Annotated in this window: 21 protein-coding genes; 11 read left to right on the plus strand and 10 right to left on the minus strand. The window is 65.8% G+C overall.

The genetic code is table 11. The features are described from left to right. Positions 1-11: 11 nt before the first annotated feature. The 4 genes from QW861_RS11455 to QW861_RS11470 all read right to left on the minus strand — a co-directional run bounded on the left by QW861_RS11455 (position 12) and on the right by QW861_RS11470 (position 2,011). Positions 12-233: a hypothetical protein gene (locus QW861_RS11455; protein ID WP_315711437.1), complete on the minus strand. Its 222-nt coding sequence runs from the start codon at positions 231-233 to the stop codon at positions 12-14. Positions 234-258: 25 nt separating this feature from the next. Then, a complete protein-coding gene (locus QW861_RS11460; RefSeq protein WP_315711436.1) occupies positions 259-474 on the minus strand; it encodes a hypothetical protein in 216 nt (71 codons plus the stop codon). 196 nt (positions 475-670) lie between these two features. Beyond that, positions 671-1,183, minus strand: coding sequence for a transcriptional regulator LdtR (gene ldtR, locus QW861_RS11465; protein ID WP_008962376.1), 513 nt, complete (start codon positions 1,181-1,183; stop codon positions 671-673). Between the two features lie 360 nt (positions 1,184-1,543). Continuing rightward, complete coding sequence (locus QW861_RS11470) at positions 1,544-2,011, minus strand: DUF6163 family protein (protein WP_315711435.1); 468 nt, start codon at positions 2,009-2,011, stop codon at positions 1,544-1,546. A gap of 218 nt (positions 2,012-2,229) precedes the next feature. Here QW861_RS11470 and hemB point away from each other — a divergent pair, with 218 nt between their 5' ends. The 3 genes from hemB (at position 2,230) to QW861_RS11485 (ending at position 4,887) form a co-directional block, all read left to right on the plus strand. After that, positions 2,230-3,291, plus strand: a complete 1,062-nt coding sequence (gene hemB, locus QW861_RS11475) for a porphobilinogen synthase (protein ID WP_316193077.1) — start codon at positions 2,230-2,232, stop codon at positions 3,289-3,291. 194 nt (positions 3,292-3,485) lie between these two features. Then, positions 3,486-4,019 carry an RDD family protein gene (locus tag QW861_RS11480; protein ID WP_315711433.1) on the plus strand — a complete coding sequence of 178 codons (534 nt, stop codon included), beginning with the start codon at positions 3,486-3,488 and terminating at the stop codon, positions 4,017-4,019. A gap of 91 nt (positions 4,020-4,110) precedes the next feature. After that, complete coding sequence (locus tag QW861_RS11485; RefSeq protein ID WP_316165167.1) at positions 4,111-4,887, plus strand: arginyltransferase; 777 nt, start codon at positions 4,111-4,113, stop codon at positions 4,885-4,887. A 71-nt stretch (positions 4,888-4,958) separates the two neighbouring features. Here the strand turns inward: QW861_RS11485 and QW861_RS11490 are convergent, their stop codons facing one another. Next, positions 4,959-6,338, minus strand: coding sequence for an Nramp family divalent metal transporter (locus tag QW861_RS11490; RefSeq protein WP_316165166.1), 1,380 nt, complete (start codon positions 6,336-6,338; stop codon positions 4,959-4,961). A gap of 201 nt (positions 6,339-6,539) precedes the next feature. Here QW861_RS11490 and QW861_RS11495 point away from each other — a divergent pair, with 201 nt between their 5' ends. Both QW861_RS11495 and QW861_RS11500 read left to right on the plus strand, forming a co-directional pair. Beyond that, positions 6,540-7,331, plus strand: a complete 792-nt coding sequence (locus QW861_RS11495) for a class I SAM-dependent methyltransferase (RefSeq protein WP_316172059.1) — start codon at positions 6,540-6,542, stop codon at positions 7,329-7,331. A 102-nt stretch (positions 7,332-7,433) separates the two neighbouring features. After that, positions 7,434-8,660, plus strand: a complete 1,227-nt coding sequence (locus tag QW861_RS11500) for an MFS transporter (protein WP_315711428.1) — start codon at positions 7,434-7,436, stop codon at positions 8,658-8,660. On the opposite strand, the gene QW861_RS11505 is transcribed toward QW861_RS11500, so the two are convergent. From QW861_RS11505 to parC, 5 genes are all read right to left on the minus strand, one after another. Further along, a complete protein-coding gene (locus QW861_RS11505; protein WP_315805837.1) occupies positions 8,657-9,091 on the minus strand; it encodes a universal stress protein in 435 nt (144 codons plus the stop codon). The two genes, QW861_RS11500 and QW861_RS11505, sit on opposite strands and share 4 nt — an antisense overlap. Positions 9,092-9,154: 63 nt before the next feature. Then, positions 9,155-10,429: an adenylate/guanylate cyclase domain-containing protein gene (locus QW861_RS11510; protein WP_316191345.1), complete on the minus strand. Its 1,275-nt coding sequence runs from the start codon at positions 10,427-10,429 to the stop codon at positions 9,155-9,157. A gap of 37 nt (positions 10,430-10,466) precedes the next feature. After that, positions 10,467-10,871 (minus strand): arsenate reductase (glutaredoxin), encoded by a 405-nt coding sequence (arsC, locus tag QW861_RS11515; protein ID WP_315711425.1) that lies wholly within the window; start codon positions 10,869-10,871, stop codon positions 10,467-10,469. Between the two features lie 206 nt (positions 10,872-11,077). Next, positions 11,078-12,049: a cation diffusion facilitator family transporter gene (locus tag QW861_RS11520; RefSeq protein ID WP_316191346.1), complete on the minus strand. Its 972-nt coding sequence runs from the start codon at positions 12,047-12,049 to the stop codon at positions 11,078-11,080. A 262-nt stretch (positions 12,050-12,311) separates the two neighbouring features. Beyond that, positions 12,312-14,564 (minus strand): DNA topoisomerase IV subunit A, encoded by a 2,253-nt coding sequence (gene parC / locus QW861_RS11525; RefSeq protein ID WP_316185752.1) that lies wholly within the window; start codon positions 14,562-14,564, stop codon positions 12,312-12,314. Positions 14,565-14,961: 397 nt separating this feature from the next. Between parC and QW861_RS11530 the strand changes: the two genes are divergently transcribed. The 6 genes from QW861_RS11530 to QW861_RS11555 all read left to right on the plus strand — a co-directional run bounded on the left by QW861_RS11530 (position 14,962) and on the right by QW861_RS11555 (position 21,649). Further along, complete coding sequence (locus QW861_RS11530; protein WP_315752930.1) at positions 14,962-15,792, plus strand: alpha/beta hydrolase; 831 nt, start codon at positions 14,962-14,964, stop codon at positions 15,790-15,792. Between the two features lie 849 nt (positions 15,793-16,641). Then, the gene (locus QW861_RS11535; protein WP_315753019.1) at positions 16,642-16,860 is read left to right on the plus strand and encodes a hypothetical protein; all 219 of its coding nucleotides are present in this window, start codon (positions 16,642-16,644) and stop codon (positions 16,858-16,860) included. 254 nt (positions 16,861-17,114) lie between these two features. Continuing rightward, positions 17,115-18,326 (plus strand): ABC transporter substrate-binding protein, encoded by a 1,212-nt coding sequence (locus tag QW861_RS11540; protein ID WP_315752931.1) that lies wholly within the window; start codon positions 17,115-17,117, stop codon positions 18,324-18,326. A gap of 10 nt (positions 18,327-18,336) precedes the next feature. Continuing rightward, the gene (locus tag QW861_RS11545; protein ID WP_315752932.1) at positions 18,337-20,070 is read left to right on the plus strand and encodes an FAD-dependent oxidoreductase; all 1,734 of its coding nucleotides are present in this window, start codon (positions 18,337-18,339) and stop codon (positions 20,068-20,070) included. Beyond that, complete coding sequence (locus QW861_RS11550) at positions 20,067-20,828, plus strand: glucose 1-dehydrogenase (protein ID WP_315752933.1); 762 nt, start codon at positions 20,067-20,069, stop codon at positions 20,826-20,828. Before QW861_RS11545 ends, QW861_RS11550 begins: the two co-directional genes overlap by 4 nt. Before the next feature lie 32 nt (positions 20,829-20,860). Then, positions 20,861-21,649: an IclR family transcriptional regulator gene (locus QW861_RS11555; RefSeq protein ID WP_315752934.1), complete on the plus strand. Its 789-nt coding sequence runs from the start codon at positions 20,861-20,863 to the stop codon at positions 21,647-21,649.

A 21,649-nucleotide genomic window follows, 5' to 3' on the forward strand; every position in this document is an offset into this window, starting at 1 on the left:
CGCCGAACACATCAGAGGCCGGTGTAGCCCGCCTTCACCGGATCGACGCGGCCGTCGAGCTGGCGAAGATAGGTCAGGCCGCACACCGTGAGACGATGCGGGTCGCGCTCGCCGGCTTCGAACAGCGTCTGGATGTAGGCGCTCACCTTGCGGCGCGCCTCGTCGCTCGCCGCAGCGGTGCGGTTCGCCAGCAGGTCGTAGGTGTGCATGATGCGATCGATGGCGGCTTCCATATCATCCCCTCTTGAACGTCAGCCGTCAGGCAGACTTGAACATCGAAATCGCCTTGTTGGCGAGCTTGAGCTTGTTGAATTCTCCGCGGTGAATCAGTTGAACGATGATGTCGACAAGTCTTTCGTTCGGCGTGAACTCCTCCGGCATCTCGCCAGAGAGACGCAGATAGTTGGAGGCGATGGCATAAGCATCGCCGACCATCGCCACGTTCATGACTTGCATTCCGGCATCGTGCAGCATGGTCCGACCTCCGGTCCAGGGACATAAGCCCAGGAGCCTTGATTGGTTCCAATTCGGACCGGGGGTTTTGCCAAACGAACACGAAAAAGCGCCGGCCGAAGGGGCCGGCGCAAGAACGACTTCCAGACGATCAACGGCTGTCCGGTCTTGGCCCTCGATGTCGGGGGCCGGTTCCGCCCGAAACGATGCGAGCGCGTCAGAGGCGATACAGGATCTGGTCGGTCCAGAACCGCTCGAGACGATGCAGCGACTTGTTGAGCGTGGAGAACTCCTCGCTCGATATGCCGCCGACCTGCTCCACGGTCTTGACGTGCTTCTGATACAGCGAGTCGACGATGCGGCGGATCTCCTGGCCCTGCGGGGTCAGGCGGATGCGGACCGAGCGGCGATCGACGCGCGAGCGCTGATGATCGAGGAAGCCGAGCTCGACCAGCTTCTTCAGGTTGTAGGAGACGTTGGAGCCGAGATAGTAGCCGCGCGTGCGCAGCTCGCCCGCGGTCAGCTCCTTGTCGCCGATGTTATAGAGCAGCAGCGCCTGGACCGAATTGATGTCGGAACGACCACGGCGGTCGAACTCGTCCTTGATGACGTCGAGCAGGCGGCGATGCAGCCGCTCCACCAGCGTCAGAGCTTCCAGATAGAGCGACTGGACGGTGCCGCCCTGGCCCGGCGCAGCAGTCTCCACGGCCGTCGCAACGGCTTTCATCATGACACTTCCCCTGTCGTCGTTTTTGTCGACTTATTCGACGAAACTTTTGTCCCGTCTGATAGAACGAACTTAAGGGGCGTGCTTTGAAGATCGCCTTAAATAAGAGCATAAAGAGAGAATGAATCGCGGAGAGTGAATCCTCTTTTAATTCAGTAATTACAGAAGCTTTTGCAATAGTCCGTTGACGGTCGAGGCGCGATGTTCGCGCTCTGTTTCACCCACCTGTCGCATTACAAAACACGCTTGGGTAGCGCCGCTAAGGTCTCTGTAACAGCTGTGGCAGGCGCTCTTAAGGTGTTCGAAACATTACTTGCATGGCGCTGAAAAGATTTACAGCGTGCAACGAATTTTTCGCACGACCTATGGTGGCCGCTCCCGGGCCGCCATCCAGGCCAGCACGAGGTAGGCGGCGAGCATGATTGCCTCGCCCGCGACCACCAGCAGATTGCCGCCGTAGATGCCCGGGAACATCAGCTCGATCACCGCCATCGACACCACCGTGGTGAGCCACACCACGGCGCCCCACGGCGTGGCGAGCCACAGGCCCACGGCGGCGACGAGCTCGATGACCGCGAAATAGACCGTCGCAGCCTGCCAGGCCATCGCCTGGTTTTCGAACGCGTCGTCCTCGCCGCCGATGAAGCCGGTCACCTGGGCCCAGTGGTACAGGCCCTTGGCGATCGAGAGCATGGCCATGACCCGCAAAAACAGCACGAGCCGCCGCGTCCAGACATTGTCGTCGCTCTCGCGCCGATCCGAGGACATGGCGGCAATCGACATGGCGGCGTTGTCACGTGCCAGATCTCGCGCCGAGGGAATCTCAGCCATGGCAGCTCGAGCAGAACAGGATGGTCGTCATTGGGGCCTCTCAAGACCAGGAGCATGGCGATTCTTGGCCGGCCGGCACCGTGAAAGCAACCGGGTAGGAAATCAACCGGGCCGCTTGCGTCAGGTCAAGTGACGGGCGACGGCCGAAGTGCTACAGATTGTTGGAATTACAACAAATCAAATCCGGCTCGCCGGCCAGCTCAAGGAGCCAGCACCCCATGGCGATCAAATTCGGCCGCCCGATCGACCTGCGCGACACCGCGCGCAACCCGGCCACTGCACCGACACCGGCGCTCGAGCTGACCATCCGCCCCCGCCGCAACCGCAAGGCCGAATGGGCGCGCCGGCTGGTGCGCGAGAACGTGCTCACTACCGACGATCTGATCTGGCCCCTGTTCGTGGTGCAGGGCGACCGGACCCGCAGCACCATCGCCTCGATGCCGGGCGTGGAGCGGCTGAGCGTCGACGAGATCGTCCGCGATGCCGAACGCGCGGTTAGGCTCGACATCCCCTGCATCGCACTGTTCCCCTATACCGAGCCGTCACTGCGCGACGAGCACGGCTCCGAGGCCTGCAACCCGGACAACCTGGTCTGCCAGGCGGTGCGCGCGATCAAGAAGGAGTTCCCGGAGATCGGCGTGCTCTGCGACGTCGCGCTGGACCCTTTCACCAGTCACGGTCATGACGGCCTGATCCGGGACGGCCGCATCCTCAACGACGAGACCGTCGCCGTGCTGGTGCGCCAGGCCCTGGTCCAGGCCGAGGCCGGCTGCGACATCATTGCGCCGTCGGACATGATGGACGGCCGGGTCGGCGCGATCCGCCAGGCTTTGGATCAAGCCGGTTTCCTCGACGTGCAGATCATGGCCTATGCAGCCAAATATGCATCCGCCTTCTACGGCCCGTTCCGCGACGCGATCGGCTCGGCCAAGACGCTCACCGGCGACAAGCGCACCTACCAGATGGACAGCGCCAATAGCGACGAGGCCCTGCGCGAGGTCGAGCTCGACATCGCCGAGGGCGCCGACATGGTGATGGTCAAGCCGGGCATGCCCTATCTCGACGTCGTCAGGCGCGTGAAGGACACGTTCAGCATGCCGACCTTCGCCTATCAGGTGTCGGGCGAATACGCGATGATCGCGGCGGCCGCCAACAATGGCTGGATCGACGGCGATCGGGCGATGATGGAGAGCCTGCTGGCCTTCAAGCGCGCCGGCGCCGACGGTGTGCTCACCTATTTCGCCCCGCAAGCCGCCGAACGGCTGCGGCAGCAGCGTTGAGGAGGCGCTGGGATCTTTCGGGACCCGCCGGTCTTTGAGCACGCCGATCCTTTCGCGTGCGCGAACCGCCGGGTCGCGGAAAGGGCTCAGAAGTCGCGAAATGGCCGGAAATTTGCCGCGCCTCCTGCAAGAACGGCCCTTGCAAGCGCAAGTCGGGTTCCCATGTGCTGGGTGCCAATCCGGAGGGCTTATTCATGGCGTATATGGGCTCAGGCGATAGCAATGACGGTCCCGGTGCTCGGCCGCACGCCTACGATCCCTATCAGCAGCCGGAATTGTTTCGCGGCGTGCTGACGCGGCGGATGATCGCATTCCTGATCGATCTCCTGGTGCTCTCGGTCCCGGTGATCCTAGCGGTGATCTTCATTGCCGTATTCGGCGTGGTCACGCTGGGTCTCGGCTGGGCGTTGTTCTGGCTGGTGTCGCCGGCTTCCGTGATCTGGGCCATCGTCTACTACGGCGCAACGATCGGCGGGCCGAGCTCGGCGACGATCGGCATGCGGGTGATGGATCTGGAGGTGCGGACCTGGTACGGCGCGCCGGGCTACTTTGTGCTCGGTGCCGTGCATGCCGTCTGCTTCTGGATCTCGGTCTCGGTGTTGTCGCCGCTCGTGCTGCTGGTCGGACTGTTCAACAGCCGCCGCCGGCTGCTGCACGATTTCGTGCTCGGCACCGTCGTGATCAACACGTCTGTGCGCTCGCAACTGACTGAACCGGCTCGTACCTGATGAGACGTCCGGTGGCACAGCAAAAGCGATTGACCGGCCGCCTCCGGAGCGCAATTCTGTTGATGATCGCCTCGGAGGCTCACGACGTTCCTTGACCCAGCATTCGCGTGACACCCCGCAATTCTACCTGACCGCGCCCTCGCCCTGCCCGTATCTGCCGGGCCGGCAGGAACGCAAGGTGTTCACGCATCTGGTCGGCGACAAGGCGACCGATCTCAACGACCTTCTCACCCATGGCGGCTTCCGTCGCAGCCAGTCGATCGCCTACCGGCCGGCCTGCGACCAGTGCCGCGCTTGCGTGTCCGTCCGCGTGATCGCCAACGAATTCCGCCCCTCGCGCAACTTCCGGAAGGTGCTCGCGCGCAACTCCGATCTGGTCGGCGAGCAGCGCAGCGCCGTGCCGACCTCCGAGCAATATTCGATCTTCCGCGGCTATCTCGATCAGCGCCATCGCCATGGCGGCATGGCCGACATGACGGTGCTCGATTACGCCATGATGGTCGAGGACAGCCATGTCGAGACGAGAATCATCGAGTACCGCCGCCGCAATCTGAGCAACGGGCCGAACGGCAGGGGCGGTGAGTTGGTCGCGGTCGCGCTGACCGACGTGCTCAGCGATGGCCTGTCGATGGTGTACTCGTTCTTCGACCCGTCGGAGACCACGCGCTCGCTCGGCACCTTCATGATCCTCGACCACATCGCCCGGGCGCGGCGCCAGGGCCTGCCCTACGTCTATCTCGGCTATTGGATCGAGGGTTCGAAGAAGATGGACTACAAGAGCCGCTATCTGCCGCAACAACGGCTCGCGGCTGCCGGCTGGCTGCGCGTGGATGCCGAAGGCGACATCGCGCCCGAGCCGCAGGACTAGAGGGAGGCAATAGCGAGGGGGAGTAGAGGTCTTTCGACATCCCCTGGTTCGCTGCTCCCTGCGCGCCATCCCTATCCCGTGGCCAGATCCCACACCAGCTTGGCATTGAGCGCGATGATCACCACCGCGATCAAGGTCGCAATCGCCGTCAGCCAGCGCGGCGCCACGAACTGCCCCATCTTGGCCCGGCTCGCGGTGAGCAGCACCAGCGGCACGATGGCGAACGGCAGTTGCAGGCTGAGCACGACCTGACTGAGGATCAGGAGCTGCCCGGTCGCCTTCTCGCCGGCCCAGATCGTCACCACCACGGCCGGCACGATTGCGATCATGCGGGTGATCAGCCGGCGCAGCCAGGGTGCGATCCGCCAGTGAAGAAAGCCCTCCATCACGATCTGGCCGGACAGTGTCGCGGTGATCGTCGAATTCAGGCCGCAGCACAACAGCGCGATCGCAAACAGCGTCGGCGCCAGCGTCGACCCGAGCAGCGGCGCCAGGAAGGAATACGCCTGGTCAAGCTCGGCGACGTCGCGTTGTCCGGTGCGGTGGAACGTCGCCGCCGCCAGGATCAGGATCGAGGCATTGATGGTCAGCGCCAGGCACAGCGCGATGGTGGAATCGATCGTGGAGAGCGTGATCGCCTCGCGCTTGTCCTTTGGGCTGTCGCCGTAGCCGCGAGTCTGGACCAGGCCCGAGTGGAGATACAAATTGTGCGGCATCACGGTGGCGCCGAGAATGCCGAGCGCCAGATAGAGCATCTCCGGATTGGCGATCAGCTGTCCGCTGGGAACGAAGCCCTTCACCACCTCGGCCCAGTCCGGCTGCGCCATCGCGATCTGGATCGCGAAGCACAGCGCGATGATGCCGAGCAGCGCGACCACGAACGCCTCGATCCAGCGGAAGCCGAACGCCTGCAGCGCCAGGATCAGGAAGACATCGAGTGCGGTGACGCAGACGCCGATCGACAGCGGCAGCCCGAACAGCAGGCTGAGACCGATCGCAGTACCGATCACTTCCGCGAGGTCGGTGGCCGTGATCGCGATCTCCGCCGACAGCCAAAGCGGCACCGAGACCCAGCGCGGGGTAGAGTCGCGACAGGCCTGGGCGAGGTCGCGGCCGGTGGCGACGCCGAGCCGCGTGCACAGCGATTGCAGCACGATCGCCATCAGGTTGGACAGCAGCGCGACCGAGAGCAGGACGTAGCCGAACTTGGCACCGCCGGCCAGCGACGTTGCCCAATTGCCGGGGTCCATATAGCCGACGGCGACGAGGTAACCGGGTCCGAGAAAGGCCAGCAGCTTGCGCCAGAGCGACCCTTTTGTCGCGGTTCGTACCGTCGCGAACATGTCGCCGAGAGACGGATCGCCGCGCTCACCGCGCCAGCCTCCGTTCAGGCGGTCGCTCGGCGGAACCATGGCGTGCAGCTGCGAAAGGTCTGACGATTTTGCGTCCATGGCGCTATCCTGGACGAAACCGACGTTTAATGCAACTTACTTGCAAGTGCGACTTGCCCATGTGGCGGTGCCGCATAGAGATGCTGGAAATCCTCCGATACCGCTTCATCATTGCGAAAGCTCGTCCCTGCCGATTCGCGGCCCGCCTCCTCGAGGCGGCCCATCGGCGACGGGCGCCACTGCCCACTGACGGGATCCACCATGCTCTCTACCCAACTCGGGCTCCGACCGGTCACGAACGCGCCCGTGCCTTGCAAGATCTGTGACGGTCCTGCCTCGCTCTACGGCGTGGTCGACATGAACCGCCCCTGCCAGACGGCCCATGCCCATCGCCCGCCGCTGGCCGGCGTACCAATCTACTACCGGCGCTGCGCGGATTGCGGCTTCCTGTTCACGGACGCCTTCGACGACTGGAGCATCGAGCAGTTCAAGACCCACATTTACAACGACGGCTACGAAGCCGTGGATCCGGACTATCGGATCAAGCGGCCAACCGACAATGCGGCGGCCGTGGCCCGCTTCTGGGCGCCACACAAGGCCGGAATGCGGGTGCTCGACTTCGGCGGCGGCAACGACTTGTTCTGCACCGGCCTGCGCGCTCAAGGCTTCGCGGAAGCGGTCACCTATGATCCGATGGTGGCCGAGCACGCAACCCAACCCGATCGCAAGTTCGATCTCGTCACCTGCTTCGAGACGCTGGAGCACGTGCCCGATCCGCTGGCGACGATCGGAGCCATGGCAGCCTGCGTGGCCGAACCGGGCGCGGTATTCTACTCGACGTTGACCCAGCCGGACGACTTCGAAAGCCAGGGCATGTCCTGGTGGTACATCGCGCCGCGCAACGGCCACATCTCGATCTACACCCAGCATGCGCTGGCGCTGGCCTGGCACCGGTTCGGCTTCAAGACGGCGCCGCTGAATGCCGGCACGCATCTGGCGTTCCGCACGCTGCCGCCGGAATGGGGATTGGCCGAGGCACCGACCGCGGCGTAGGCCGTCCGCAGCACGACGGCCGATGCCGGAGATCAGGAAGCGGGTGGGCGCAGGGAGGCTGAGCGGCGATGATGGCCACATCATCACATCAGGTTCCTCTTCATGACTCCCTCGCCCGCCCTGCCCGCCGCCTTCCACCGCCTCGCCTGGTCGAACCTCACCGCGCAATCGGCCGAGCAGATCGCGCTCGCCGCAGCGCCGATCGTCGCGGTGCTCGCGCTCGGTGTCGGCGAGGGCGAGACTGGACTCTTGCAGACGGCGCTGACCGCGCCCTTCGTGCTGTTCGCGATCCCTGCGGGGCTGCTCGCCGACCGGATGTCGCGACGGCTGCTGATGGCGCTGGCAGAGATGCTTCGCGCGCTGGCGCTGCTCGCGATCCTCATCGCCTTCGCGGCCGGCGCGCTCACGCTGCCGTTGCTGGCGGCGCTTGGATTCGCAGCGGTGTGCGGCACGGTGGTGTTCAGCGTCGCCGCGCCGGCCCTGGTGCCGAGCCTGGTCGCCCCCGCCCAGTTGGCGCCTGCGAATGCGCGCATCGAGCTTGCCCGTACCGTCGCCTTCGCCGCGGGGCCCGCGCTCGGCGGCGTGCTGGTCGGCTGGATCGGCGGCGCGCCCGCCTTCGGCTGCGCCGCTGCGCTCTCGCTGGTCGCAGCCGTCTGCCTGGCCGGCATCGCCGAGCCCGCCCGCGCGCCCGTGCCGCGCCGCCATCCGCTGGCCGACATCAGGGAAGGCGCCGCCTTCGTGCTGCATCATCCGCTGCTGCGGCCGGTGTTCGCCACCCAGTTCATCTTCAACACGGCCCATTTCCTGCTGCTCGCGGTGTTCGTGCCCTATGCAGTCCACCGGCTCGGCCTGTCGGCAGGAGGCGTCGGCTCGGTGCTGTCGATGTTCGGCGTCGGCATGGTGTGCGGCGCGCTGCTGGCGACGCGCATCATGCGGCTTCTGCCGTTCGGCACCGTCATCGGGCTCGGCCCCGTCACCGGCTTCGCCGCGGCGCTCGTGATGGCACTGACCACGTTCGTTCCCTCGCCTGTCCTTGCCGGGCTCAGCTTCTTCCTGCTCGGCGCCGGGCCGATCCTCTGGGTGATCTCGACCACGACGCTGCGGCAGTCGGTGACCCCGGCCGGCCTACTCGGGCGGGTGTCGGCCATCAACATCCTGAGCTACGGCGCCCGTCCGCTGGGCTCGCTGCTCGGCGCGGTCGTCGGCGGCCGCTACGGCGCCGACACGTGTCTCTACCTCGTCGCCGCCATCTTCGGCCTGCAGGCGCTCGTCATCCTCGCCTCGCCGGTCGTGGCGATCGCGCGGCAACCGGAGCCGCAGCCCGCCTAGCGATAGACCAGGATCGGCACGGTCGAATGCGTCAGCACCTTCAAGGTCTCGCTGCCCAGGATCGCCGAGACGCCGCGCAGCCCATGCGAGGCCATCAGCACCAGATCGCAATGCTGCTTGCGGGCGGTCTCGACGATCGCCTCATAGGGCTTGTCGTGCTCGACGCAGAGCGTGGCGCAGGCGACGCCGGCCTGCTCGGCATCGTCCTTCACATGATCGAGATATTTCGCGGTCTGATCGGCCACCAGCGACTTGTATTGCGCGAGCGCCTTGGTCGCAGCGTGAGGATCGACGACCAGCGAATGCAGCGGCGTCGACACCACCAGCGCCGTGACCTTTGCGCCGGTCGCCTTGGCGAGCGCAATGCCGTGCTTGATCGCGGCCTTGGACAGATCGGAGCCATCGGTCGGCAGCAGAATATGTTTGTACATGAGCTTTCATCTCCCGGCAGAGGGATGCTGGGCAGACTCGCTTCGGCTGGGCATTGACGTGGGTCAAGGGTGCGACATCTCGTCCGCCAGGTAGTTCTCGTAGGCCCGCGTGGCCAAGGCGCTGCCGGCAATTTCCGGATCGAGCGTGAAGAGATCCTGCGCGCGGCCGATGCCGCGCAGCGCGTAGCGGCCGGTCGACACCAGGTAGCGGCGACCTTCGTCGTCGAGCCCCTCGCAGAATTCGGCGGACGCCAACAGTTCGCGATCGACCGAGCGGCACATCGAGGCGATGCGGCTGACCTCGTTGACGGCCGGTCCCACGACGGTGAAGTCGAGCCGGTCCTCGCTGCCGATATTGCCGTAGAACACCTCGCCGACATGCAGGCCGACATAGGCCGAGGTGACGGGCCGTCCCTCGCCGGCGCGCCGTGCGTTCAGCTTCAGGATGTTCAGCCGAAAGCGATGCTCGGCACGCAGCGCAGCCCGGCGAGCCGAGGCCATGTCGCCTCCGGTGAAGATCGCCAGCACGCCGTCGCCGATCAGCTTCAGCACGTCGCCGCCGGACTCGTAGATCGCGTCGATCGAGGCTTCCGCATAGTCGTTGAGCAGCGGGATGATCTCGTCCGGCGATATGCTCTCACTGATTGCGGTCGAACTGCGCAGGTCGGAGAACCACAGCACCGCATTGATGCGCTCGGTGACACCGCGGGAAATCCGGCCGCGCAGCACCTGCTCCGACGCATCGCGGCCGAGATAGACGCGGCCAAGGGTTCGCACGATGTCGACCTGCTGCGCGGATTTGATCGTCAGCGCGAGCAGCGGGACCAGGTCGCGCAATGCGCCGACCTGCGTGTCGGTGAAGCCGCCGTCACGCCGCGTCAGCCAGTTCGAATAGAAGCAGTCCATCTGGCCGAGCGTGCCGGCTTCCCCGAACCGGTGCACGAAGGCGAGATAGTGCCGATGTCCCTGTGCGGAAAGCTCCTCGATGATCGGAAAATCGAGATGCGCACAATTCATGAAGTCAATGCTGAACTCGTCATGGCCGTTCTCCAGCATGTGGTGGAAGACCGAGCGCCGCCAATTCTGGGCCGCCTCTCCCTCATTGCTGGAGCCATATTCAAAGCTGTCGGCTTCGTTCGTGTCGAAATCGTTCCAGCGGAAGCCACGCCCCTCGAAAATCGGATGCAGCGTATCGATGATCGCAAGGCTGCGCGACAGTTCAAGCCCGGCCGCGCGACAGCGCTCGCAGAAACCGCGCAGGATCTCGTTTTCCGGCGCGCCGGTCAGGCTCTGACCTACGAGCCAGTTCGCCACTTCGAGACGGGTCGCCGTATCCATGGTTTCAACTCACCAACGCGTCACGATCCGGAAGGCTTCAGGCAGGCCGGCTCACCACCTCGCCGTCCTCCTTGGTGAAGGAGGAGACGGGATGATCGAGCAGGTCGAGCACGAGTTCGGACGGGCGGCAGAGCCGCGCACCCCTGCTGGTCACCACGATCGGCCGGTTGATCAGGATGGGATGCGCGAGCATCGCCTCGATCAGCTGGTCGTCGGTCCATTTGGGATCGCCCAGCCCAAGCTCGGCATAGGGCGTGCCCTTCTCACGCAGCACGTCGCGCACCCTGACGCCCATCGCGTTGATCAGCGCAATCAGCTGTTCGCGGCTCGGCGGCGTCTTCAGATATTCGATCACCTCAGGCTCCTCGCCCGAGGCGCGGATCATCGCGAGCGTGTTGCGCGACGTGCCGCAGGCCGGATTGTGAAAGATCGTCACGGGCATGGGCTGTCCAGTCGTTGCGTTCCGAAGGCACATTCCCGTGCCGTGCGTCTCACCCCAGACATCGTGTCCCTGATGGTGCGGCCGCGATGCGGGAGATGGTCACTGTTATCACGGCGCCGCCGCCGGCCGGAATGGGAACTCCGCCGGTCGAGGGAAATCGCCGGCGCGATGTGCAGACTGGCAGGAAGGAGCTGACCCATCGCGGCTTACACCACGTCGGCAGGAGCGAGCTTGCAGGCGCAGCCATCGGCCTCGATCTGCAGGGTCGGATGCTGGATGTTGAAGCGATGTGACAGCTCGGCGCAGACGCGATGCAGGAACGCATCATCCGTTCCGCCTGCCCGGACCAGATGCGCCGTCAGCGCGGTCTCGTTGGTGCTCATCGCCCAGACATGGAGGTCGTGCACCTCGCTGACGCCGTCGAGGGAGGCGAGATAATCGCGCACCTCGGGAAGCGCGATGTCGCGCGGCACGGCGTCGAGCGCCAGATTGACGCTGTCGCGGGCGAGCTCCCAGCCACTCAGGAGCACGACGAGCGCGATGACAAGGCTGACCACCGGATCGACCCACAGCCACCCGGTCCAGATCGTGACCAGCGCCGCGACGACGACGCCGAACGACACGGCGGCATCGGCGGCCATGTGCAGGTAGGCGCCGCGGATGTTGAGGTCGGTGTCGCGGCCGCGCATGAACAGCAGCGCGGTGGCGCCGTTGATGGCGATGCCGAGCGCGGCGACCCACAGCACGGTGATGCCGGCCACCTCGCCCGGATTGCGCAGGCGATCGAACGCCTCGACGGCGATGCCGCCGACCACCACCAGCAGCACCCCCGCATTGATCAGCGCCGCCAGGATCGAGGCGCGGCGATAGCCGTAGGTATGGCGGTCGGTCGGCCGCCGGCCCGCCAGCCACAGGGCGCCCCAGGCCAGGAGCAGCGACATCACGTCGGACAGATTGTGGACCGCGTCCGAGATCAGGGCCAGCGAATGCGCGGCGTAGCCGAAAACGAGCTCGGCGATGACGAAGCCGGTGTTGAGCGACACACCGATCGCGAAGGCCGCGCCGAAGCTCGCCGGCGCATGGCTGTGGCCGGCGTGGCCGTGGGCGTGGGAATGTGAGTGGCCGTGCGAATGATCATGGTCGCGGTGGTCGTCGTGATGCTGGTGTGAGTGCGCCATGCGATCTGACCTACTACTCGCTGCTGATGAGCGCTCTCGATGTCGTCCCGGCGAAAGCCGGGACCCCATAGCCACCGGCGGCAATCGGTTGGCACGCGCGTCGTTCCAGCCTGCCCATTCCCACGTCCTGTGGTTATGGGTCCCGGGTCGGCGCCATCGGACAACGCTACGCGTTGCCGATGGCTTGCCCGGGACGACAGTCTTGGTGTCGTCCCGATGAGTGGCAGACCGAAGGGGCGCTCGATCTTCACTCTCCCGCGCCTCACTCGATCGGCCGGTTGAACTTGTTCGACTTCGGCAGGCCCTGCGCGATGCGGCCGGCGTCGGCGCGGTTGCCCCGGTAATCGGCCAATTCCTTCCAGCTCAGACCCTGATCGCGGCCGGCGGAATCCTTCCAGGCCAGCCCCTGCTTCTGCTCGAAGGTGGTGACGTCGGACAGCTGCGCGCTGGTGTATTTCTGCAGCCGGACGCCGCGGCCACGCGCCATCTCCGGCACCTGGTCGAGCCCGAACACCACCATCTTGTGGTTGGTGCCGATGACCGCGACCTGATCGCCCGTGACGGTGGTGATCGCGCGCGCTTCCGCTGGCGCGGTCACGTTGAGCACCTGCTTGCCCTTGCGGGTGTTGCTGACGCAATCCTCTTCCTTGACCACAAAGCCCTGGCCGTCGGAGGCCGCCACGAGGAACTTGCGCTCGCCCTTGGCGACGAACATCGACACGATCGAGGCGTCCTGGTCGAGGTCGATGAACATGCGGATCGGCTCGCCATGGCCGCGGCCACCGGGCAGCTTGCCGACGTCGAGCGAGTAGAACTTGCCATTGCTGGCGAACAACAGCACCTTCGAGGTGTTCTCGGCGAAGAACGCCTGGCCGAGCTGATCGTCGGTCTTGAACTGCAGGTTCGACAGGTCGGCGACGTGGCCCTTCAAGGTGCGCACCCAGCCCTTGTCGGAGACGACGACCGTAACCGGCTCGCGCTCGATGAAGGCCTCCTCGATGGCGGCGAGATCGTGCTCGGGCGCGTCGGCGAAATTGGTGCGGCGCTTGCCGAGCGGCGTCTTCGGCCCGAACATGTCGCGCACCGTCTTGACCTGCTCGCCGACCTTGGCCCATTGCAGCTGCTCGGATCCGAGCAGCGCATTGATGCCCTTCAGCTCGCCGCGCAGGTTCTTGTCCTCGGTGCGGATCTCCATTTCCTCGAGCTTGCGCAGAGAGCGCAGGCGCATGTTGAGGATGGCCTCGGCCTGGACCTCGGTGAGCTTGAACGTCTTCATCAGGACCGGCTTGGGCTCGTCCTCGGTGCGGATGATCCGGATCACCTCGTCGATGTTGAGGTAGGCGATCAGGTAGCCGCCGAGAATCTCCAGCCGGTTCTCGATCTGCTTCTTGCGGTAGTTCGAGCGTCGCAGCAGCACGTCGCGCAGATGGTCGAGCCATTCGCGCAGGCACTCGGCGAGACCCACCACCTTCGGGATCTTGCCCTTGATCAGCACGTTGAGGTTCAGCGGAATCTTGCTCTCGAGATCGGTGAGCCGGAACAGCGATTCCATCATCAGCGCCGGATCGACGTTCTTCGACTTCGGCTCGATCACGAGCCGCACGTCCTCGGCGGATTCGTCGCGGACGTCGCCGACCAGCGGCAGCTTCTTCTCGTTGAGCAGCTCTGCGATCTTCTCGACCAGGCGCGACTTCTGCACGAGATAGGGAATCTCGGTGATGACGACGATCCAGGTGCCGCGGTTGCCCTCCTCCTGCTTCCACTTGGCGCGGACACGGAACGAGCCGCGGCCGGTGGTGTAGGCCTCGATGATCGATTCCTTGGAGTCGATCACGGTGCCACCGGTCGGGAAGTCCGGGCCCTTCACCCAGCGCAACAGCGCGCGCGACTTGGCGTCGGGCTTCTCGATCAGATGCAGCGCGGCGTCGCACAGTTCGGCGGCATTGTGCGGCGGGATCGAGGTCGCCATGCCCACGGCGATGCCCTGGGCGCCGTTGGCGAGCAGGTTCGGGAAGCCGCCGGGCAGCACCACCGGCTCCTTCGACTGGCCGTCATAGTTCGGCCGGAACTCGACGCCGTCCTCGTCGATGCCGTCCAGCAGCAGCCGCGCGACGTCGGTCATGCGCGCTTCGGTGTAGCGGTAGGCGGCCGGGTTATCGCCGTCGATGTTGCCGAAATTGCCCTGGCCGTCGACCAGCGGATAGCGCGAGGAAAAGTCCTGCGCGAGGCGGACCATCGCGTCGTAGATCGCCTGGTCGCCATGCGGATGGAACGAGCCCATCACATCGCCGACGATCTTGGCGGATTTCTTGAAGGCGGTGCCGGGATCGAGCCGCAGCAGCCGCATGCCGTAGAGGATGCGCCGATGCACCGGCTTGAGGCCATCGCGCGCGTCGGGCAGCGCGCGGTGCATGATGGTCGAGAGCGCGTAGGCGAGATAGCGCTCCTCCAGCGCCTCGCGCAGCGCGACCTCGTGAATCTCCGCCGGCTCCGGCGGAATCAGTGATTTTCCCATTAGCGTTTAGCTTTCAGTGGGTTAGCCCAGGAGCTTGAGCTGGCGTGAACGATTTGGGAACAGGCTTTATGCGATGACGCGCCGGGGCGCAATGACGGCCCTGCCCGGTTCCAGAAGGAAAAAGCCGGGTGTCCGGCCGCGGAACCGCAAAGGAGCCCGCAAATCATGCAGATCACGCGCCGCAGATGCATGTGGCTCCGCTCACGGATTGAGCAGCCAACGCGGGTCCCGTTGAGGTGCAACGCTGTCGCACACGAGTCTGTGTTGCTGAGATCGTCACGCTCCGTCGCTAAGGTGGCAGCGGGCATCCTTCGTTGCGTACCGACGCGACGAGGCGCGCCATCACGCCGCGCCTTGAACGCGGCAGATTCCATCCAGTGAGAAAGGCAGACACTCCATGAGCTCAGGATTCGTGACGACATCGGACGGCACGCAGATCTTCTACAAGGATTGGGGCTCGGGCCAGCCGATCGTCTTCCACCACGGCTGGCCGCTGTCGTCCGACGACTGGGACGCGCAGATGCTGTTCTTCCTCGACAAGGGCTTTCGCGTCATCGCGCATGACCGGCGCGGTCACGGTCGCTCCAGCCAGACGGAGACCGGCAATGAGATGGACACCTATGCGGCCGATGTCGCCGCGCTCGCCGCCAAGCTCGACCTGCGAGACGCGGTCCATGTGGGCCACTCGACCGGTGGCGGCGAGGTCGCGCGCTACGTGGCGAAGCACGGCAAGGGCCGCGTCGCCAAGGCTGCCCTGCTCGGCGCGGTGCCGCCGATCATGCTGAAGACGGAGAGCAATCCCGGCGGGCTGCCGATCGAGGTGTTTGACGGCTTCCGCGCGGCGCTCGCCGCCAACCGCGCGCAATTCTTCCTCGATATTCCGACCGGCCCGTTCTACGGCTTCAATCGCAATGGCGCCAAGGTTTCCGAAGGCGTGATCCGCAACTGGTGGCGCCAGGGCATGATGGGCGGCGCCAAGGCGCATTACGATTGCATCAAGGCGTTCTCCGAAACCGACTTCACCGAGGACCTCAAGGCGATCGACGTGCCGGTGCTGCTGATGCATGGCGAGGACGACCAGATCGTTCCGATCGACGATTCCGCGCGCATCGGCATCAAGCTGTTGAAGCATGGGACCTTGAAGACCTATCCGGGCTTTCCGCACGGCATGGCGACCACACATGCCGACGTGATCAATGCCGACCTGCTGGCCTTCATCAAGGGGTAGCTCGATCGTTGCAATTCGCCGAATGAGCATTCCGATGCCGATGAAGCGATAGATCTCAAATCCTGCTCGTCATGGCCGGGCTTGTCCCGGCCATCCACGCCGCACCGCACACGCCGAACGACGTGGATGCCCGGGACAAGCCCGGGCACGACGAGTTCGGGGCTACCATTGATCCACTATCTCAATTTCCGCGTCGGAGACGTCGTCCTGCCTTCTCGCGACGCGCTCCGCGCCCGAGCTATCAAGATCGATTACCCTCTTCGGACAGAGGGCACAGGGAAGGCCGGACCTCGACTGAGGCCCGTGGCCCGCCTGCTCAAAAAATGCAGGCGGCAGGTACCACAGGTTCAGCCGGACGACCCGGCCCTCCCTGTGCGATGGGCTTACGAGTTATACGCAGTCTCCCCGGTGTCCGGCTTGTGAGCCACCGTCGCCCCTGGGATCATCACCCACGGACTTGGCGCCAGCATCGGGGCGCCGGGACGCTGCGATTTCGTCGTCCTGCTGGACTCGTTCGTCCGCGCGCACATGCGCGCTGCGATCCGACAGGCCACCGCTCCCCGCTTCCTACGTCTCGTGACGATCGCGATGCGCCCCTCCTGTGGAGGCGGGATGCCGGGAAACATCGTCCTGATTTGCCCGACGACACAAGGCGAGCCCCCTGCGGCAGATTGGCTCGACGGGCAATTGGCGCATGGGAGATCGCGCCATTCTGCATATCAGAAACCGGCCCGGCTGAGGCTCGGCGCGACCGCGGGAACCGATGGCGCCCGAGGCGCGTTCTCTCACCATCAACGTAATGCGTACGCGATATCCACCGAAGCACGACCTGCTGGCGGGCATCTTTGCATGAAGAATTTTTCCGATGCATCCTTTTCGCCTGAAGTCATCGCGCTGATGACCGAAGCCCTCAACGCGTCGGTCGCCGCCCTGCCTGAGCCGGTGAGTTCGACGAACGTGAACCTGCTTGCGGAAGCCGTGCTGCGCGCCGCCAAGGCCGGCGAGCGCGACGTCACCGCGATGCAGCGGCTCGCGCTGCTCGAACTGCAGATCATGCCGCGCATGTAGAGCGGATCACAGGCTTTCCTACAGTCGTAGAGCATTCCCAACGCGCTCACTTCCGGACCTCCTGGCTCGAGATGCGCCGCATGCGGTGCTCCTCACCATGAGGATGTGGGGTCGCGCCTGACGCGCCGCCGGCCTTCCGCGTCCATCCCCCGGCCCCTGCGCCACGTCCCACCCGTTCGCAATTGACAAATCTATTCGTCAATGTCTAACTCCCATCGCCGCCGACAGAGCGGAGCAAAACGGGGAGGATCTTCATGCGACGGCAGCTGCTCGCCTGCGCGTTCCTGGCAACGACATCATTCATCGCGACAGGCGCTTCAGCCCAGGTTTCTGACGACGTCGTGCGGATCGGCGTGCTCACCGATCTCTCGAGCTGGGGCCGCGACAACAGCGGCCCGGGCTCGGTCGAGGCGGCGAAAATGGCGGTCGAAGAGTTCGGCCCCACCGTGCTCGGCAAGCCGATCGAGATCATCAGCGCCGATCACCAGATGAAGACCGACGTCGGAACGACGGTCGTGCGCGACTGGTTCGACAACGGCAGGGTCGACGCGGTCGTCGACATCCCCAACTCCGGTATCGCGATCGCCGTGCACAACATGGTGCGCGAGCGCAACAAGATCGCGCTGCTGTCAGGGCCCGGCGCGAGTTCGCTGACCGACGAGCTGTGCAGCCCGAACACCGTGCACTTCACCTACGACACCTATGCGCTGTCCAAAGTGACGACCTCGGCCGTGATCAGCCAGGGCGGCAAATCCTGGTACTTCATCACCGCGGACTATGCCTTCGGCCAGCAATTGGAGAAGGACGCCACGCGCTTCATCAAGGAGCTCGGCGGCACCATCCTCGGCGGCGTCAAGCATCCGACCAACACCGCCGACTTCTCCTCCTTCGCCTTGCAGGCGCAGAGCTCGAAGGCCGACGTCGTCGCCTTCGCCAATGCCGGGCAGGACACCGACAACGCCATCAAGCAGTCCGGCGAGTTCGGCCTGGTCAAGGGCGGCCAGAAGCTGGTCGGCCTGTTGATGTTCGATACCGACGTGCATGCGATCGGGCTCGAGGCCGCGCAAGGCACCTACATGACCACGGCGTCGTACTGGAACATGGACGACAACACCCGCGCCTGGTCGAAGAAGTTCTTCGCCCGCGCCAAGGTGATGCCGACGATGATCCAGACCGGCGTCTATGGCTCCGTGCTGCACTATCTCAAGGCCATCAAGGCGGCCGGTACCGACGATCCGAAGGCGGTGATGGCGAAGATGCGCGAGCTGCCGATCGAGGATACGTTTGTTCACGGCGGCAAGCTGCGCGAGGACGGCCGCGTCATCCGCGACATGTATCTGGCCCGCGTCAAGAAGCCGTCGGAATCGAAGGAGCCGTGGGACTATCTGGAGATCGTGAAGACCGTGAAGGGCGAGGATGCGTTCCGGCCGGTCTCCGAATCCAAGTGCCCGCTGCTGAAGAAGTAGGAGCGCGCGCATGAGCGGAGCAGATCACCCGGCCGGCGACACCCATGATTGCGACGTGCTGGTGGTCGGCTCCGGCTGCGCCGGGCTGTCGGCGGCGGTCACCGCCGCCCATGCCGGGCTGAAAGTCATCGTGACCGAGAAGGAGCCGCGCTTCGGCGGCACCACGGCGCGCTCGGGCGGCTGGCTGTGGATTCCCGGCACATCGCTCGCCAAGGCCTGGGGCATCGATGAGCCGCCGGAGCTGGCACGCACCTATCTGCGCCATGAGGCCGGCAACAGTTTCGATGCGGCGCGCGTCGACGCGTTCCTGACCAAGGGCCCGGAGGCCGTCGACTTCTTCACCAGCAAGACGGCGCTGAAGTTCGACATGCCGCTGACCTTTCCGGACTACCACGCGGAGGCGCCGGGCGGCACCCAAGGCGGCCGCTCGATGGTGACCCGGCCATTCGACGGCCGCGAGCTTGGGCGTCACATCGAGGATCTCGGCCAGCCCCTGCCCGAGCTCACCGTGTTCGGCATGATGCTCGGCTCCGGCAAGGAGATCATCCACTTCATGCGCGCGACCAAGTCGCTGACGTCGGCGTTCTATGTCGCGAAGCGGCTGTCGAAGCATGCGCTGGACGTGCTGCGCCATGGCCGCGGCATGACGCTGACCAACGGCAATGCGCTGGCGGGGCGGCTGGCGAAATCGGCGTTCGATCTCGGCATTCCCCTGTGGCTGTCGTCGCCGGTGGCCGAGCTGATCCGCGACGGCGATGCCGTGCGCGGCGCCGTGGTGACGCGGCAGGGCAAGCGCATCAGGGTCAATGCGCGGCTCGGCGTGGTGCTGGCCTGCGGCGGCTTCCCGCATGATGTCGACAGGCGCAAGGCAATGTTTCCGCATGCGCCGACCGGACAGGAGCATGTGTCGCCCGGACCGGTCGGCAACACCGGCGACGGCCTGCGGCTGGCCGAAGCCGTCGGCGGCCGGGTCGAAGACGGCCTGCCGCACGCGGCGGCCTGGGTGCCGGTCTCCGTCACCACGCGCAAGGACGGCAGCAAGGGCGTGATGCCGCACTTCATCGACCGCGCCAAGCCCGGCGTGATCGCGGTCACCGCGGACGGCGTGCGCTTCGCCAATGAAGGCAATTCCTACCACGACTTCGTGCAGGCGATGGTCAAGGCGGCCAAGCCCGGCCGCGAGATCGCGGCCTGGCTGATCACCGATCACCGCTCGTTGCGCCGCTACGGCCTCGGCTGCGTGCCGCCGTTCCCGATGCCGCTCGGGCACCATCTCAGCACCGGCTATCTCAAGCGCGGCACGACGCTCGCCGAGCTCGCGAGCACGACGGGCATCGATCCGCGGGGGCTCGAAGCAACCGTCGCCGCGTTCAACGCCGATGCCGCGCTGGGCCAGGATCCCACATTCGGCAAGGGCTCGCGCGCCTACAATCGCTATCAGGGCGATGCGCTGCACGGGCCGAACCCGTGTGTCGCGCCGATCAAGGACGGGCCGTTCTACGCCATCAAGATGGTGATCGGCGATCTCGGCACCTATGCCGGCATCCGCACCGATGCGCACGCCCGCGCGCTCGACGCCCAGGGCCAACCGATCGAGGGGCTCTATGCCGCCGGCAACGACATGGCGAGCATCATGGGCGGCAACTATCCTGGCGCCGGCATCACGCTGGGACCGGCGTTGACCTTCGGCTACATTGCCGGCCGGCATCTCGCCGAACGCGCTGGCCAAAGGAGCGCCTCATGAGCGACAGTCAGATGTTGGCCGGCAAGCTCGCACTGGTCACGGGGGCGGCGCATGGCAATGGCCGCGCGATCGCGCTCGGTCTCGCGGGCCGCGGCGCCGACGTCGTCATCACCGACATCGACACTGATGGTGCCGAGCGTTGCGCCGCCGAGATCCGCGAGCACGGCCGCAAGGCGTGGGCGCATCGGCTGGATGTCACCGACGCCGCCGGCTGCACCGCATTGGCGGCGCAATTGCGGGCCGAGGTCGGCGCCATCTCGATCCTCGTCAACAATGCCGGCATCATCATCCGCGAGAACATCGATTCCCCGCGCGCGGCCGCGAACTGGCAGCGCGTGCTCGACGTCAATCTCAACGGCGTGTTCAACGTCACCTACGCCTTCCTTGCTGCCTTGCGCGCGACGCGCGGCACGATCGTCAACATCGCATCCGTCGCCTCCTTCATCGGCATCAGCAACACGCTCGGCTATTCGCCGTCCAAGGGCGGCGTGAAGTCGCTGACCCAGGCGCTGGCGCGCGAGCTCGCCGCCGACGGCATCCGCGTCAACGCGATCGCGCCAGGCGTGATCGCCACCGCGATGACGGAGTCGACCCGCAACGATCCCGAGCGGCTCGCCGGCTTCATGAGCCGCACGCCGCTCGGCCGCGTCGGCCAGCCCGAGGAGCTCGCTGGCCCCGTGGCGTTCCTGGTCTCGGACATGGCGTCCTACGTCAACGGCGTGACCTTGCCGGTCGACGGCGGCTTCCTGGCGGTGTAGGCACGGCGCCGGACCAGGGGGCACAACGAGACATGGGACGAGAGAGCCGCGGCATCCAGTCGATCGAGGTCGGCGGCACCTTGCTGCAGGCACTGGCCCGCAGCGGCGAGCCGATGATGCTGCGCGACCTCGCGCGCGAGGCCGGGCTGCCGCCGGCCAAGGCCCATCCCTACCTCGTCAGCTTCTCGCGCATCGGCCTGATCGAACAGGACGAAACCACCGGACGCTACGAGATCGGCCCGCTGGCGCTCGAGCTCGGCCTGATCAGCCTGCGGCGGCTGTCGGCGGTCCGGATCGCGACGCCGAAGATCGCAGCGCTCGCCGGCGCGATCGATCACGCGGTGTCGCTCGCGGTGTGGGGCACCAATGGCCCAACCGTGGTGCGGCTTGAGGAGCCGAGCCATCCGGTGCACATCGTGATGCGCGTCGGCTCGATCATGGCGCTCTTGGAGACCGCGACCGGCCGCGCGTTCGCGGCGTTCCTGCCGCCGAAGACCGTGAAGGCCGCGCTCGACACCGGCCTCGATCATCTCGGTGTCGGCTACAATCCGAAGCGCGCGCCGAAGAGCCCGAAAGTGGCGGAGATGCTGGCTGAGGTGCGCGCACAGGGCCTGGCGCGCGCCATCGGCGATCCGCTGCCCGGCGTCAATGCCTTCGCCGCACCGGTGTTCGATCACGCCGGCCACGTCGCGCTGGTGATCACGGCGATGGGCCCGGCCGGCACCTTCGACGCCGGTTGGCAGTCACCGCTGGCGACGCGGCTGCGCGCGTGTGCGGCCGAGATCTCCAAGCAGCTCGGCCACGGCATCGCGCAGCCGTGA

This window comes from Bradyrhizobium sp. SZCCHNRI1029, from assembly GCF_032487555.1.
GTDB lineage: Bacteria > Pseudomonadota > Alphaproteobacteria > Rhizobiales > Xanthobacteraceae > Bradyrhizobium.